Raw genomic sequence first — 16,311 nt, forward strand, 5'->3', positions numbered from 1 at the left:
ATTGAATTGCTAGGTAAGGATAAAAAGACAGTGTTAAATCTTTTTTGTGCTTTGGAGTTTATTTTATAACTTTGCGCCCGCAAACTTTTTGCAGAATGATATATAACTAATAAGAAAGGAAACAAAATAATGAACCAAGAAAATCAAATTTGGTGGCTTAATGAAGAATCAGAACAAATCCTCAATCGTGGGTATCTGCTCAAAGGAGAGAGTGTAGAGGGTGCCATAGATCGTATTACAGCTGCTGCTGCTAAGCGATTGTATAAGCCTGAATTGCAGCCTGCTTTTAAGGAAATGATTACCAAAGGATGGATAAGTTTCTCCTCTCCTATATGGGCAAATATGGGAACTGAAAGGGGCTTGCCTATCTCTTGTTTTAATGTACATATTCCCGATAGTATAGAGGGAATTACTCATAAGCTAGGAGAGGTAATCATGCAGACTAAGATAGGTGGGGGTACCTCTGGCTATTTTGGAGAATTGCGTCATAGAGGATCTGCCGTTACGGACAACGGAAAATCCAGTGGTGCAGTGAGTTTTATGAAGCTCTTTGACTCAGCCATGGATGTAGTTTCCCAAGGAGGGGTACGTCGTGGTGCTTTTGCTGCTTATTTGGATATAGATCATCCTGATGCTGAGGAGTTCCTTCTTATCAAGGATACGGGCTACCATATTCAGAATCTATTTTTTGGAGTATGTGTGCCTGATTATTGGATGCAGGAAATGATTGAGGGAGATCCTGACAAACGTAAACTCTGGGCAAGAGTCTTAGAGTCCCGCCAACAGAAGGGCTTACCTTATATCTTCTTTACCGATAACGTTAATCGCAAGCGTCCCCAGGTGTATAAGGATAATAACATGTTCATTCACTCTAGCAATTTGTGTAGTGAAATTATGCTTCCTTCCAGTGAAGAAGAGTCTTTTATCTGCTGTCTTTCTTCTATGAATTTGGAGCTTTTTGACGAATGGAAGGATACCAAAGCAGTGAAGTTAGCTATTTTCTTCCTTGATGCAGTACTTTCTGAGTTTATTGAGAAGACCAAGGGCAACTATTACCTACAATCAGCTCGTAATTTTGCGATACGTCACAGAGCTGTTGGCTTAGGGGTATTGGGTTATCACTCTTACTTACAAAAGAACATGATACCTTTTGAGAGCTTTGAGGCCACTCAGTTCAATGCTAGAGCTTTCCAACACATTCAGAGTGAGGCAGAGAAAGCTACTCATGAGTTAGCACACATCTATGGAGAGCCTGAATTGCTTAAGGGTTATGGCAGGCGAAATGCAACTACTATGGCTATAGCTCCTACAACTTCAAGTTCGGCTATATTAGGACAAGTATCACCAGGGATTGAGCCTTTCTCTAGTAATTATTACAAGGTGGGGCTTTCCAAAGGTAATTTTATGCGTAAGAACAAATATCTTACTCAGCTTTTGGACGAGAAGGGTATCAATAACGAGGATATCTGGCGTAGTATCCGTCTCTCTGATGGTTCTGTACAACACTTACAAGAACTTACTCAAGAGGAGAAGAATGTATTTAAAACCTTTAAGGAAATTTCTCCTATGGAGATTATCTCTCAGGCTGCACAACGCCAACAATATATTGACCAGTCTCAGAGCTTAAACCTCAATATACCACCTACAATGCCCGTAAGAGATGTTAATAAGGTGATTATAGAGGCGTGGAAACTAGGTGTAAAGAGCCTTTACTACCAACGTAGCCAGTCAGTCGCCAAAGAAATGATTATGAACTTTGTCAACTGCAGCTCCTGCGAATCTTAATTAAGTGAATAATGAAAAGTGAATAGTTATTTTTCTCTATTCACTTTTCAATAATCGCTCAAAAAAATATTACGAATTATTAGTCGTTTTGATTAATAATTCGTATTTTTGCTTTTATAATATGTGGGAACAAGTTTTAAAAGATTTTGAGTATTATTTGAAGATAGAGCGAGGTATGTCTCCAAACTCTGTTATTTCTTATTTGCTTGATATAGAGAAACTTATACGTTTTATTTCTACTCATGAGGTCATGGAGTCTCCTGCAACTATTACAGCAGAGACTCTCCGTACTTTTGTCTATGAAGCAGGTAAAGAGCTTAAGGCACGCTCACAATCAAGGCTTATATCCTCTCTGAAGAGTTTTTTTAAGTATCTCATGCTTGAAAACTATCGTGAGGATTACCCTATGGAGTATATTGATACCCCGAGATTCGGCATGAAACTTCCCGATACACTTTCGGTGGAGGAAATCGATAGTCTCATTGCAGGTATTGACCTCTCTACGGATGAAGGACATCGCAATAGGGCGATTATAGAAACCCTTTATGGCTGTGGTTTGCGAGTATCGGAGTTGGTGAATTTGCATTTGTCTGATTTGTTCTTTGAGGAAGGCTTTATTCGGGTATTAGGTAAGGGAAACAAGCAGCGATTGGTACCTATAAGTACACATACTCAAAAGGAGATTAATAATTATGTACAACATCAGCGTAAGAAGGTACCAGAGGTGAAAGAATTTTCAGATATAGTGTTCCTTAATCGTCGTGGTAAGCAACTCACCCGTGCGATGATATTTACTATTATAAAGCAGGCTGCCGAGGCTATTGGTCTTACCAAGCATATAAGCCCACATACCTTTAGGCACTCATTTGCCACTCATTTGTTGGAGAATGGGGCGAACCTTAGGGCAATACAACTTATGCTAGGGCATGAGAGTATCACTACCACTGAGATATATACCCATGTGGAACATTCTTATCTATCACAAGTGATAAACACCTATCATCCAAGGAGATGAGTTAGAGATAGAAATATATTTAATTTATTTTTGATATATGATACGAAAATATCTATTACTAGCCATGCTGGCTACCTCTATGGGGGTGGCTACAGCACAGACCGAGACTTCGGGAAGAGAAAAAGTTTATCACGCGGAAGCTACTAAGTACAACGCTCTTGACCACACTAAGTTGCGTGTTTCTTTTAGCTTAGAGAAAAGAGAACTCTATGGGGAGGAATGGCTTACAGCAGCGCCTTACTTCTATCCAACAGATTCTTTGGTTTTGGATGCGCAAGCAATGCTTATCCATAGCGTGAATCTCTGCGATAAGAAAGGAAATATAGGTCGTTCCCTTTCTTACAAATATGCTAATGATAAACTTACCATTCAATTGGACAAGACTTACCAACGTGGAGAAAAATACACTGTTTATATCAAGTATACTTCCCAACCTGAGAAAGTAGGAAAAGAAGGCGGTCAAGCAATCAACGATGCTAAGGGGCTCTTCTTTATCAATCCTACTAAGGAGGACAAAAACAGACCTATTGAGATCTGGACACAAGGTGAAACAAGATCTAACTCTACTTGGTTCCCCACTATTGACGAAACCAACCAAAAATCTTCTCAAGAAATCTACATTACAGTACCTGAGCGCTTTATCACGCTTTCCAACGGGGTACTTACTTCTTCAAAAAAAGATGGAAAAGGACAACGCACCGATTATTGGCTATTCAAGCAAAAACATGCGCCTTACTTATTCTTCCTAGGTGCGGGCGAATATGCGCAAATCAAAGACAAACCTTGGAGAGGAAAAGTGCCTTTGACTTACTATGTAGAGCATGAATATGCCGATGTAGCCAAGAGAATCTTTGGAAAAACAGGTGAGATGATGGAGTTCTTCTCTACACTCTTGAACTGTGATTATCCTTGGCCTACTTATGATCAGATTACAGCACAAGAATATGTAAGTGGTGCCATGGAAAACACTACCGCTACGCTTCACAGTTCTATGGCTCAACAAACAGCCGAGTCACTTAACGATGAAAACAAATGGGAGTCTGTAGTAGCTCATGAGCTATTCCACCACTGGTTCGGAGATTTGGTAACAGCTGAAAGCTGGGCGAACCTTACGGTGAATGAGTCCTTTGCTAACTATTCTGAGTACCTTTGGCTCGAACACAAATATGGAAAAGATTATGCAGACTATCACCTTGGCAGAGATATCTCAGGCTATAAGAATAGTGGCTCATACCACAAGCACTTAGTGCGTTTTGATTATGAAAAGGCCGATGATATGTTCGATGCAGTATCCTATAACAAAGGAGGAGGTATCCTTCATATGCTTCGTAACTATTTGGGTGACAAAGCTTTCTTTGAAGGAATGTCTAAGTATCTCAAGGATAATAAGTTTGGAACAGGGGAAGCGCATCAGTTGCGTTTAGCTTTTGAAGCAGTAAGTGGTCGAGACCTTAACTGGTTCTTTAACCAATGGTATTTTAACTATGGAAATGTGGTAATGACCCCTAAAATTACCTATGACAGTGCCAAGGGTGAAGCAGTACTTGAAATTGGTCAAGACGAAAAATTACCATTCCAATTCCCATTGGAAGTGGATATATATGATGGTGGCAAATACGAACGTAAAGAGGTATGGGTAAGTGCCAAACCTAAGAACGAGTTCCGCTTTAAAGTGTCTCCCAATTACAGCCTTATCGATGTGGATCCTCGTGGACTTATCGTAGGTGATGAAGCACCTTATAAAACAGCTGAACAATATCTATTCCAATACAATAGGGCTAATGATTACAAGAGCCGTAACCAAGCAGTTGAATATGCTATAACTAACAACAATAGCGAAATACTTATCGCAGCACTTAGGGATCCTTTCTTCCGCTTGCGTATCAAGGCTATCCAAGGATTGAGACAAAGTAATGCAAACCAATGGGCACCTATAGTAGAGAATTTGGCTAACAATGATCCAGAAAACTTGGTAAAAGCTGCGGCTATTACACAACTTTCTTATCTAAGAGATGCTAGATACAAATCTTTATTCGAAAATGCTGTAAAAATTCCTTCTCGTTCCATTAAGGTAGCGGCAGCATCTGGTTTGGTAGCTTTAGATCCTTCTCTAGCAAGCCAATATATTGATAAAATTGATCTAAAGAGCCTCAACTTTGAGCAATTTATGACTTTCTATCCTTATATATTAAAGAGCAAAGATGAAAAATATTTGCCTATATTGCTTGATAAGGTGATCTATTATCCACTATATCCAGAACAGTATCAAGCTCCTATCAAGGAAGGATTCAATTGGCTTATGAGCACTGACAATACAGAGCTTACTAAGAAGGCAGCCAAGACTCTTGGTAATGTATTTGGTTGGTTTAGCGAAGATGAAAAGAAACTTTTACGCAAAGTATCTGAAGATGGCTTGAAAATCAAGGAAGATTTGCTTAAAAAGAATCCTAATTCTGAATCTGTGAAGGCTCAAATTGACCTTCTTAAGAATATCAAGTGGTAAGACACTCAGGAGAGAATCCTTAAGTCTATTTATTAAGAATAGCCTACCCAAAATAGGGTAGGCTGTTTTTTTGCTAATATGGAAAAAAGCTGTATCTTTGCCCCATTATTTAAAAAATAAAAGATGAAAAAAATATTATGTATAGGTCTGTTATTAGCACTTACTGCTTGTAAGACCAATCCCTTTACAGGAAAGAGTACACTGAACTTCATGTCCAATAGCTCACTCTTTCCTACTTCATTTAGTGAGTATAATCAGTTCCTCTCTTCTAACAAAGTAATCAAGGGAACTCCTGAGGCGGAGATGATCAAGCGTGTAGGGGAGCGTATTGCCAAGGCCTCCCAGCTTTGGTTGGAGAGAAATGGATATAAGGATTACCTGAAGGATTATCGTTGGGAATACAACTTGGTAGAGAGCAAGGAACTCAACGCTTGGTGTATGCCTGGGGGTAAGATTGTATTCTACACAGGTATCCTCCCTATAGCTAAGAATGAACGCGGTATAGCGGTAATCATGGGGCACGAGGTAGCACACGCCTTGGCCGACCATGGAGCACAGCGTATGAGTGCTTCAACTATCCAACAGATAGGTGCCTTAGCGGGGAATGTATTGCTGAGCAATAGCAAATATCTCAATGAGTTCAATACCGCTTATGGCTTAGGTACTCAAGTTGGGGTTATGCTTCCCTTTAGCAGAAGCCACGAGACAGAAGCTGATTCCATAGGTCTCCAAATTATGGCGTTGGCAGGTTATGATCCTGATGAGGGCTACAAGCTCTGGGAACGCATGAGTGCAGCCTCAGGAGGAGGAAGTTCTAATTCGCTTCTTAGTACCCACCCTTCTAACGAATCACGTATCGCCAACCTTAAGCAACTCGCTCCCAAGGTAAAGGCGGAAGCACAGAAGTACGGAATTACCCGTTTTGAATAAAAGAACAAAGCATACAGAAAGGCTTTCCCTTGGGGGAAAGCCTTTTTTAGTGGTGTGGAAATCTTTTCACTTTTCACTTTCCATTTTTCACTTCATTTTCCTATCTTTGTGCCTTATTTTTCTAAACATGACAAATATCCAATTCATTAAGAATCAAACACAGCTTACAGAAAAAGCTATTGAAAATACGCTTACTTTACTCTCGGAAGGCTGTACCATTCCTTTTATCGCACGTTATCGCAAGGATAGAACGGGCAACTTGGACGAGGTGGCTATTGAGAAAATCGCTAAGGCGCAAACGGAATACGAAAACATTTGTAAGCGCAAGGAGACCATTCTCACCAGTATAGAGGAACAAGGCAAGCTTACCGATGAACTGCGTAATCGCCTAGAAAACTCTTTTGAAATTAATGAGTTGGAAGACTTATACTTGCCTTACAAGAAAAAACGTAAAACCAAAGCCGATGTAGCCAAAGAAAACGGTTTGGAGCCTTTGGCAAAGCAACTTATGAGCCAGCGAGTAACCGATTTGGAACAACTCGCCGCTCATTATCTTTCTGATAAAGTGGTTTCTGTACAGGAAGCACTACAAGGGGCTTCGGATATTATAGCCGAATGGATCAATGAGAATATGTATGTACGCCGTACCCTTAGGAGGGTTTTCCAGCGAAAAGCACAACTCTGTGCCGAGGTGGCCAAAGGAAAGGAAAACGAGGAGGAAGCTCAGAAGTATGCTCAGTATTTTGATTGGAGTGAACCGCTTGCCAAAGCGCCTTCTCATCGTGTATTAGCGGTTCTTCGTGCTGAAAAAGAGGGCTTTATCAAAATGAAAGTAGAGGTAGAGCCTGAAGATACAATTCCTTTTATTGAGGAATCGGTAATCAAAGGCAGTGGTGAAGTGGCTGATTTCCTTAAAAAGACAGTCAAAGATAGCTACAAACGTCTTTTAGAGCCATCTATCTCTAATGAAACCTTACAAGAAGCTAAGGACAAGGCGGATACCAAGGCTATTGCTGTGTTTTCTGAGAACCTTTCTCAACTTTTGTTGGCTTCTCCCTTGGGAGAGAAGCGTATATTAGCGATAGATCCTGGTTTTCGTACGGGTTGTAAGGTGGTTTGCTTGGATGAGAAGGGGGATTTGCTCCATAATGAGACGATTTTCCCTCATGCACCTCAGCACGAAACGGCCTTGGCTTCCAAGAAAATCCGTACTATGGTGGAGCAATATCGTATAGAGGCCATTAGCATAGGCAATGGCACCGCTTCTCGTGAAACGGAGAGTTTTATCAAGCAAATCACTTTCCCGCATCCTGTACAGGTTTTTGTGGTCAGTGAGGCGGGAGCGTCGGTATACTCAGCTTCCAAGGTAGCGCGCGATGAGTTTCCTGACTATGATGTAACAGTTCGTGGGGCAGTTTCCATAGGTCGCCGCTTGGCGGATCCCTTGGCGGAATTGGTCAAGATAGAACCCAAATCAATAGGAGTAGGGCAGTACCAGCATGATGTAAATCAGGCTTCTCTCAAGCAGGAGTTGGATGCTACTGTGATTCGTTGTGTGAATAAGGTGGGGGTGAATCTCAATACGGCCAGTAAGTCTCTCTTGAGCTATGTATCGGGTATAGGAGAGAAAATGGCTGAGAATATAGTAGCTTACCGCTCGGCCAATGGGGCTTTTTCATGTCGTGAGGATCTCAAGAAGGTACCTCGTTTGGGAGATAAGGTCTATCAGCAGGCGGTGGCTTTCTTGCGGGTACATAATAGCAAAAATCCATTGGACAACTCAGCGGTACATCCTGAAGCTTACCCAATTATTAAGCAAATGGCTAAGGATTTGGGCATCTCTGTGGAGAAGCTTATCGGGAATAAGCAAGCAATTGCCTCTATTGATATTAAGAAGTATCAAACCGCTGAAGTAGGGGAATTGTACCTTAAGGATGTACTCAAGGAATTGGAAAAACCTGGACTAGATCCAAGACAAACCGCAAAGGTATTTGAATTTGATCCCAATGTGAAGACCTTTGACGATGTACGTATAGGCATGGTGCTCCCAGGGATTGTCAATAATATCACTGCCTTTGGTTGCTTTGTGGATATAGGAATCAAAGAAAGTGGCTTGGTACATATCTCTCAACTAAAGGATGGCTATGTATCCGATGTCAATGAAGTGGTGAAGCTCCACCAACAAGTACAAGTCAGGGTCATAGAAGTGGATACCGCTCGCAAGCGTATCTCACTGAGTATGATACTCTAAACAAATTTTTTATGGTATAAAGATAATAGATTATGATGCCACCAAAAGCACCTAAAAAACAACAATTATTAGAGATTCATGCCGATAAGCGAATAGATAATTACTTTTGGCTCAACCAGCGAGATACACCAGAGGTATTGTCCTACTTGGAGGCTGAGAATGAATATTTTACATATAAGACAAAACATACTGAAGCCTTTCAAAAAGCACTCTTTAAGGAGATGAAAAGTCGTATCAAGGAGGATGATGAATCGGTTCCTTATAAGTATAATGGGTATTGGTACTTTTCTCGTTTTCAAGAGGGAAAGGAATACCCCATTTACCTTAGGCGTGCAGATCAGCCCAATGCACAGGAGGAAGTACTCTTTGAAGTAAATCAAATGGCACGAGGGCATAAGTTCTACCAGTTTGCCGAGTTCTCTGTGAGTCCGGATAACAAATGGGCATCCTTTTCGGTGGATACACGGGGACGACGTATGTACTCTCTCTTTATCAAGAATTTAGAGACAGGTGAGGTACTTCCTTTAGAGATAAAAAATACCGATGGGAGTAGTTGCTGGGGCAATGATAATCAGACTATTTTCTATACCAAGATAGATACCCAAACGCTTCGTTCTCACAAGATCTATCGTCACCAATTGGGACAGTCTCCCAAGGAAGATGTATTGGTCTTCCATGAGAAAGATGAGACGTTCAATACAGGTATATTCAAGTCCAAGTCAGAGCAGTTTCTCATTATCCAGTCTGATAGTACGCTTTCTTCAGAGAGTTGGTTCTTGGATGCAGCGACACCTATGGCCGATTTCAAGTGTTTTCAGCCACGTGAGCGAGGGTTGGAGTATGATATAGCCCATTATGGAGATTATTTCTATATACTGAACAATGCGGATGGAGCAACTAATTTCAAATTAGACAAAACTCTTATAGGACAGACCGAAAAAAGCTATTGGCAATCTGTACTTCCGCATCAGGAGGATATTCGCTTGGAAGAAATAGACATATTCAAGGAATATTTGGTGGTTACTCAGCGGTATAATGGTCTTTCTCAGATACGTATCATACGTTGGGATGGTACTGGGGAGCATTATTTACCTTTTGACAATGAGACTTATATGGCCTCCACAGGGCTAAATTTGGATTTTGATACCGAGATTCTACGTTATACTTATAATTCCATGACTACCCCTTATTCTGTGATTGATTATAATATGCGCACAGGAGATAAGGAGGTGAAGAAGCAGCAACAGGTATTGGGAGGAAAGTTCAGTGAGGAGAATTATGAGTCGCGAAGGCTTTGGGCTACAGCTGCTGATGGTACCCAGATTCCTATTTCTCTAGTTTATCGCAAGGGAATAAAGAGTGATGGTTCCAATCCTTTGCTTCTCTATGGCTATGGCTCTTATGGAATTACTATTGAACCTTCCTTTTCTACCACACGGCTAAGTCTGTTGGATAGGGGCTTTATCTTTGCTATTGCTCATATACGTGGTGGCGAATATTTGGGACGCCCTTGGTATGAGGCGGGCAAATTGCTCCATAAGAAAAATACCTTTACCGACTTTATTGATTGTGCTAAGTACTTGATAGCAAGTCAATATACATCGACAGCTCACCTATATGCCATGGGAGGTTCTGCAGGTGGTTTGCTTATGGGAGCGGTGATCAATCAGGCACCTGAGCTTTTCCATGGAGTGGTCGCCAATGTCCCTTTTGTGGATGTGGTAACTACTATGTTGGACGATTCTATTCCACTTACAACAGGGGAATATGATGAGTGGGGCAATCCAAATGACAAGCAGTACTATGATTACATGAAGAGTTACTCTCCTTATGATAATGTGTGCGCTCAGGCATATCCTAATTTGTTGGTACTCACGGGCTATCATGATTCTCAAGTACAGTATTGGGAGCCTGCTAAGTGGGTGGCTAAGCTTAGGGAACTCAAAACCGATGATAATTTGTTGCTCTTCTATACTGATATGAGTTCAGGGCATAGTGGTGCCTCAGGGCGTTACGAGTCTCTCAAGGAAATAGCGCGCGAATATGCCTTCCTTTTGGACTTGGAGAACATACATCAATAACTTTAAAAAAATCCTCTTTCCACAGAGGATTTTTTATTTTTACAAAAGATAATGGAAAAGAAAAAGTAAATTAATAATTTATATAGGATATATCTATTAAAAGTATTAAAATAAAGACAAAAAAGAATTTTTATGGGAATAATATCGTATTTTTGTGGCAGAAAACCAATAACTTTATTATCATGAAAGGACTGTATATACTGATACTTATCTTCTTCCCTATATTCGGATTTGCACAAAAAGAAAACGAAACTTCTGCTAAAGAAAAAGCTCAAAGAGAAAAATTAGAAAGACAATCGCAAGTATTTGCTTATGAGGGCTATAAAGCAGGCAAAGCAAATAAACTCCCTGAATCCGAAATGGATTACCGCAAGGCAATTTCCAAGAATCCTGAGAACACAACCGCCCAATACAATATGGGTGATGTACTCTATTCCCAAAAGGCGTATGAGGAGGCGGCCAATCATTTTAGAGAGACCGCTATGAATAAAAAAGCAACTAAGGATGAAAAACATAGGGCTTTCCATAACTTGGGCAACATAGCTATGGAAAAAGAAGAATATGACCAGGCTGTACAGTTCTATAAGGAGGCACTGCGTAATAACCCTGCCGATGATGAGACACGCTATAACCTTGCTGTAGCTAAAGATAAACTATCAAAACAAAAACCTAAAGATAACGAGAACCAACAAAACAAGGATAATAAAGACCAACAAAACAAGGATAATAAAGACCAACAAAACAAGGATAACAAAGATCAACAAAACAAGGATAACAAAGATCAGCAAAAAAAGGATAATAAAGACCAACAGAACAAGGATAATAAAGATAACAAGGATAAAAAAGACCAACAAAATAAAGATAATAAAGACAACAAAGATCAACAAAATAAAGACAACAAAGATAACAAGGATAATAAAGACCAAAATAACAATAATCAAAACAATAATAATAACCAAAATAAGGACAATAAGGATAACCAAGATAATAAGAACAATAATAACCAGCAAGGACAATCTGAAAGAGGTCCTTCACAATCTCAAAATAGGGATAATCAACAGAATAAAGAGAGTCGCGGTGGCAATCCAGAAGGAAGACAACAAGGGGAACTCTCTCCTGAGCAAATCAATCGTATTCTTAATGCAATAAGCAATGAAGAAAAGAAAACACAAGAGAAGATAAATGCTAAAAAAATAAAGGGTAAAGCTACCAATACAAATAGGAAAGACTGGTAGTATAGTATGCTGTAACCAATTTGTTTTTATAAAAGCTCAGTTTATGCGCAATTATTTATTTTATATATTATTTTTTATAACAACTATATCTTTAGCGCAGGAGGTTTCCTTTAAGGCACAACCTTCTCGCACTTCTTTGGGCGAAAACGAACATCTTAGGGTGGATTTTACTATGAATAAAGAGGGAGATAACTTTGTCCCACCTTCCTTTGAGAACTTTGGGGTTACAGGTCCTACCCAATCTATCTCTCACTCTTGGATCAATGGAACTCGTAGCTTTTCGAAGACATATACGTATATGCTACAACCTAAGCGCAAAGGAAAACTTACCATAGGATCTGCCTCTATTATTATTGAAGGAAAAGAGTACAAAACCAAACCTATCACGATAGAGGTAACCGATGCTGTATCCAATCCTCGTGGTACTCAAACGACACCACCTCCATCTAATCCTTTTGCGGGCTTTCCTTTTGGTTTTGATCCCTTTGGTAGTGAGGAAGAACAACCTACTCAGGTGATAGAACCAACCAAGGATGAACTCTTTATGGTTGCAGAAGTTTCTGAAAAACAAGTGTATGTGAATCAGCCTATTACTATTACCTATAGGCTTTACATTGATGCACGCTTCGGTATAGCTGGATTGGAGAATATACAAGAACCTCGCTATGCTAACTTTTGGAGCCAACAGCTCTTGGATAAGATTCAAGTAACTGAGGTGATGCATAATGGTCGACCTTTCCGCTGTGTTACCCTCAAGCAGGTGCTATTGTACCCGCAACAGGCAGGTGAACAGGTGATTAATCCCTTCTCTTCTACCTTTGTCCTACAATTGCCCTCCAATCAGGTCGATTTCTTCGGGAATCGCTCCTATGTAACTCGTACCCGTAGCCTGCAGACTGCAACGACTAAAATTAATGTCTTACCTCTACCCGAAGAAGGCAAACCAGCAAACTTCTCAGGGGCTGTGGGAAATTTCTCTTTGTCTATGAATTTCCCAACACGTTCTCTTAATGCGGGTGAAACTACCTCAGGAGAGATCATCATCTCAGGAAAAGGAAATTTCAAGCTCTTTGATATTCCCAAATTGGCTTTCCCTCCTGCCTTGGAGGTATATGCCCCTAAGGAGGAAGAACATCTGACCAATAGCACCACAGGTGTCAGTGGAGATATTACCCATAGCTATACTATTGTACCTCAGTACAAAGGAAAGTTCCCTATTCCTCCCTTGAATTTTACTTTCTTTAATCCTGATACTCAGAAATATGAGACACTCACTTCAGAGAATATTACCATAGAAGTACTCAATGGTCAGGAGTACAAACCTGCTAATAATGAAGAAGCACAAGGTACAGTATCACAATTACAAGGTCAATTCCAACCACTCAAGGAGGCTTCCGAACTGTTACCTATAAACCAACCTAAGTTCTTTGCTTCAACAGCTTTCTACCTCTTGTGGTTGTTACCTTTGTTACTGATTCCTTTGGTACTTATTTTGTGGTATATCTATCAGAAGCGAAATGATGATACTCAACAGAACAGAAGTCGCCGAACAAGTCGTTTGGCTAAGAAGTATCTTTCAGCAGCCAAGAAAAATCTTACTGATAAGGAGGCCTTCTATGAGGCTTTGGAACGTGGTTTACATACTTATCTTAAGGCAAAACTCTATATCGAAACAAGCGAACTGAGCAAGGATAAGATACAGCAGCTCCTCACAGAGAAAGGGGTAGCAGCTGAACCTATTAAGGATTTCATCCAATTGCTTTCCAACTGTGAGATGGCACGTTATGCTCCTTATACACAGACTGATATTAATAACGATTACCAACAGGCAGCCACTATCATTGCCTTACTAGACAAACAATTATAATACTATGAAAGATGAACACACAACCAAAAATTCCCATACGCAACAGAGACCTCAGTTGGCTCTCTTTTAACGAACGTGTATTGCAGGAGGCTAGCGATCCAAGGAATCCCTTGGTGGAACGTATGCGCTTTGTAGGTATTTTCTCCAATAATTTGGATGAATTCTTCAGAGTGCGCTATGCTATTGCAAGGCGTGATTTTAGGCTCCTTAAGGATGAAGAGATGATTGCTCAGGCTCATTCTCTATTGGAGCAGATCAATAGCCAAGTGGTACAACTCCAACAGAAGAGTCTCGCTATTTTGGAGCGTATCAAGGAAGAACTCAAGGGAGAGGATATTTATATTATTGATGAGAGAGAGATACTTCCTGAGCATGTGGATTATGTAAGAGAATATTTTATCAATACAATAAGCCCTGCACTTTTTACCATTATTCTCAATGAAGTAGAGGCACTTCCTAACCTTAAGGACGATGTGGCTTATTTGGCTGTTCGCATGGTACTGGCTTCTGAGAGTGGTAAAAAGCAAAAAATACAGTATGCTCTTATAGAACTTCCCAAGACCTTGGATAGATTCATTGTATTGCCCAAGATAGGCAATGCTAACTATATTATTCTCTTGGACGATGTGATTCGCTTTTGTCTTAGCTCTCATTTCTATATTTTCCCTTGTGAGGATATTTCCGCTTATATGATTAAGATTACTCGCAATGCGGAGCTAGATTTGGATACCGATCTTAATAAGAGTTTTATTGAAAAAATATCCACAAGTGTGGAAGGACGTAAGCGAGCTGAACCAGTACGATTTATCTATGACAAGCTCATTGATGAGGAGATGTTACGTTTTCTAAAGGAAAAAATGGGTATACAATCTACCGATAGTGTTATCGCAGGAGGACGTTATCACAACAGACGTGATTATATGAACTTTCCTCATTGTGAGCGCAAGGAACTGATGTACAAGCCTTTTCACCCTTATCCTATCAAAGACCTCAAGGTGGAAGAAAGTCTATTTTCTCAAATAGCTCAGCGAGACTATTTACAATATACTCCTTATCATAGTTTTTCTTACCTAATACGTTTCTTAAGAGAAGCAGCTCTTGACCCTAAGGTGAAGAGCATAAAAATTACGATCTATCGCTTGGCCAAACAATCACAAGTGATTAACTCTTTGATCAATGCCGTAAAAAATGGTAAGAAAGTAACCGTTCAGATAGAACTGCAAGCACGTTTTGATGAGACAGCCAATATCCACTATGCGGAGCAACTTCAAAGAGAAGGGGTTAATACGATTTTTGGCATACGAGGGCTTAAGGTGCATAGCAAAATTGGGGTTATAGAGCGAGAAGAGAATGGGAAAACATATCGTTATGGCTTTATAAGTACAGGAAATTTCAATGAATCTTCTGCAAAAATATATACAGATTATACTTTATTTACAGCTCATCAGGAGATATTGGATGAGATCAATCGAGTATTTAAGTTCTTTGATACTCCTTTTCAGGTATTCCAATACAAGAATCTTTTAGTCTCTCCTCACTATACCAAAACAACTTTCTTATCGCTCATTGATAGGGAAATAGCCTTAGCAAAAGAAGGGAAAGAGGCTTTCCTAAAGCTCAAGATGAATGGCCTTACTAATGAGGAGATGATAGAGAAGTTATATGAAGCGAGTCAGGCAGGGGTCAAGATACAGATGATTGTTCGTGGGGTATGTGGTTTATTGCCCCAAGTACAGGGGCTTAGTGAAAATATAGAGGTGATCAGCATAGTGGATCGTTTCTTGGAGCATTCCCGATTGTATGTCTTTGGGAACGATGGTAATCCTCTTTATTATATATCCTCAGCTGACTGGATGTCTCGTAATCTCAACAATAGGGTAGAGGTTTCTTGTCCTATTTATCAAAAGGATATCCAACAACAACTTTGGGATACTTTTCATTTAGCTTGGAATGATCGTGTAAAAGCACGAATAATAGACAAAGATCAGCAGAATGCTTACCGATCCCAGCAGCAAGGACAATCCTCGCAAGAAGCCATCTATAATTACTATAGTAATAACTAAAAAATAGAAAGACCAATGATTATCTTATTTATCATTGGTCTTTTGTTATTAGTGTAGTTCTCTGTAAAGGCGCAATTTATTACGTCTTAACAAATTAGATTATACCAATATTTTTAATTATTTACATTATAGTTATCTATATAAAAAATAAAGACTATTCGCAAAAAGAATAGTCTTTATTAATAGTAATTTTAAATATTTCACTATGAGCAAATGATTTTTTAAGCTACTAATGAATTTACATGCTTCATTAAGCTGCTTTTAAGATTACCCGCTTTATTTTTATGGATAATGTTTCTTTTAGCTAATTTATCAATCATAGAAACTACATTAGGTAATAGTTCCTTAGCTACAGCTACATCAGTAGTAGTACGCAATTTTTTTATAGCGTTACGAGTAGTTTTATGTTGATAGCGATTTCTAAGGCGTGCAGCCTCATTTCTTCTAATTCTTTTGATTGCTGACTTATGGTTTGCCATATTCTTATCTCAATTAAAGTGGTATTGTATAAAATTACTAAAATTATGTAGTCCGTAGGGGAATCGAACCCCTGTTACAAGGATGAAAACCTTGCGTCCTAA

General features: G+C 39.7%; 10 protein-coding genes. 9 read left to right on the top strand and 1 reads right to left on the bottom strand.

Annotated elements, in window-relative coordinates:
- Window positions 1-129 precede the first annotated feature (129 nt).
- The 9 genes from Q0625_RS01625 (at window position 130) to ppk1 (ending at window position 15,730) form a co-directional block, all read left to right on the top strand.
- A complete protein-coding gene (locus tag Q0625_RS01625; RefSeq protein ID WP_298823152.1) occupies window positions 130-1,785 on the top strand; it encodes a ribonucleoside-diphosphate reductase subunit alpha in 1,656 nt (551 codons plus the stop codon).
- Between the two features lie 121 nt (window positions 1,786-1,906).
- Entirely contained in the window at window positions 1,907-2,800 is an 894-nt protein-coding gene (gene xerD, locus Q0625_RS01630; RefSeq protein ID WP_298823153.1) for a site-specific tyrosine recombinase XerD, read from the top strand.
- Between the two features lie 37 nt (window positions 2,801-2,837).
- Window positions 2,838-5,303, top strand: a complete 2,466-nt coding sequence (locus Q0625_RS01635; protein ID WP_298823154.1) for a M1 family metallopeptidase — start codon at window positions 2,838-2,840, stop codon at window positions 5,301-5,303.
- A gap of 123 nt (window positions 5,304-5,426) precedes the next feature.
- Window positions 5,427-6,233: a M48 family metallopeptidase gene (locus tag Q0625_RS01640; RefSeq protein WP_298823155.1), complete on the top strand. Its 807-nt coding sequence runs from the start codon at window positions 5,427-5,429 to the stop codon at window positions 6,231-6,233.
- Between the two features lie 127 nt (window positions 6,234-6,360).
- Window positions 6,361-8,484 (top strand): Tex family protein, encoded by a 2,124-nt coding sequence (locus Q0625_RS01645; RefSeq protein WP_298823156.1) that lies wholly within the window; start codon window positions 6,361-6,363, stop codon window positions 8,482-8,484.
- 32 nt (window positions 8,485-8,516) lie between these two features.
- Window positions 8,517-10,565, top strand: a complete 2,049-nt coding sequence (locus tag Q0625_RS01650; protein ID WP_298823157.1) for a S9 family peptidase — start codon at window positions 8,517-8,519, stop codon at window positions 10,563-10,565.
- A 182-nt stretch (window positions 10,566-10,747) separates the two neighbouring features.
- Window positions 10,748-11,800 (top strand): tetratricopeptide repeat protein, encoded by a 1,053-nt coding sequence (locus Q0625_RS01655; protein ID WP_298823158.1) that lies wholly within the window; start codon window positions 10,748-10,750, stop codon window positions 11,798-11,800.
- A 43-nt stretch (window positions 11,801-11,843) separates the two neighbouring features.
- The gene (locus Q0625_RS01660; protein WP_298823159.1) at window positions 11,844-13,667 is read left to right on the top strand and encodes a BatD family protein; all 1,824 of its coding nucleotides are present in this window, start codon (window positions 11,844-11,846) and stop codon (window positions 13,665-13,667) included.
- An 11-nt stretch (window positions 13,668-13,678) separates the two neighbouring features.
- On the top strand, window positions 13,679-15,730 hold the full coding sequence (gene ppk1, locus Q0625_RS01665) for a polyphosphate kinase 1 (protein ID WP_298823160.1): 2,052 nt from the start codon (window positions 13,679-13,681) through the stop codon (window positions 15,728-15,730).
- 221 nt (window positions 15,731-15,951) lie between these two features.
- On the opposite strand, the gene rpsT is transcribed toward ppk1, so the two are convergent.
- Window positions 15,952-16,209, bottom strand: coding sequence for a 30S ribosomal protein S20 (rpsT, locus tag Q0625_RS01670; RefSeq protein ID WP_016419610.1), 258 nt, complete (start codon window positions 16,207-16,209; stop codon window positions 15,952-15,954).
- Window positions 16,210-16,311: the final 102 nt, after the last annotated feature.

It is taken from the genome of uncultured Capnocytophaga sp. (genome assembly GCF_938029845.1).
Classification (GTDB): domain Bacteria; phylum Bacteroidota; class Bacteroidia; order Flavobacteriales; family Flavobacteriaceae; genus Capnocytophaga.

Excerpts from the sequence above, each read along its gene's own strand:
- Q0625_RS01625 (WP_298823152.1), top strand. The coding sequence starts at position 130 with ATGAACCAAGAAAATCAAATTTGGTGGCTTAATGAAGAATCAGAACAA.
- xerD (WP_298823153.1), top strand. The coding sequence starts at position 1,907 with ATGTGGGAACAAGTTTTAAAAGATTTTGAGTATTATTTGAAGATAGAG.
- Q0625_RS01635 (WP_298823154.1), top strand. The coding sequence starts at position 2,838 with ATGATACGAAAATATCTATTACTAGCCATGCTGGCTACCTCTATGGGG.
- Q0625_RS01640 (WP_298823155.1), top strand. The coding sequence starts at position 5,427 with ATGAAAAAAATATTATGTATAGGTCTGTTATTAGCACTTACTGCTTGT.
- Q0625_RS01645 (WP_298823156.1), top strand. The coding sequence starts at position 6,361 with ATGACAAATATCCAATTCATTAAGAATCAAACACAGCTTACAGAAAAA.
- Q0625_RS01650 (WP_298823157.1), top strand. The coding sequence starts at position 8,517 with ATGATGCCACCAAAAGCACCTAAAAAACAACAATTATTAGAGATTCAT.
- Q0625_RS01655 (WP_298823158.1), top strand. The coding sequence starts at position 10,748 with ATGAAAGGACTGTATATACTGATACTTATCTTCTTCCCTATATTCGGA.
- Q0625_RS01660 (WP_298823159.1), top strand. The coding sequence starts at position 11,844 with ATGCGCAATTATTTATTTTATATATTATTTTTTATAACAACTATATCT.
- ppk1 (WP_298823160.1), top strand. The coding sequence starts at position 13,679 with ATGAACACACAACCAAAAATTCCCATACGCAACAGAGACCTCAGTTGG.
- rpsT (WP_016419610.1), bottom strand. The coding sequence starts at position 16,209 with ATGGCAAACCATAAGTCAGCAATCAAAAGAATTAGAAGAAATGAGGCT.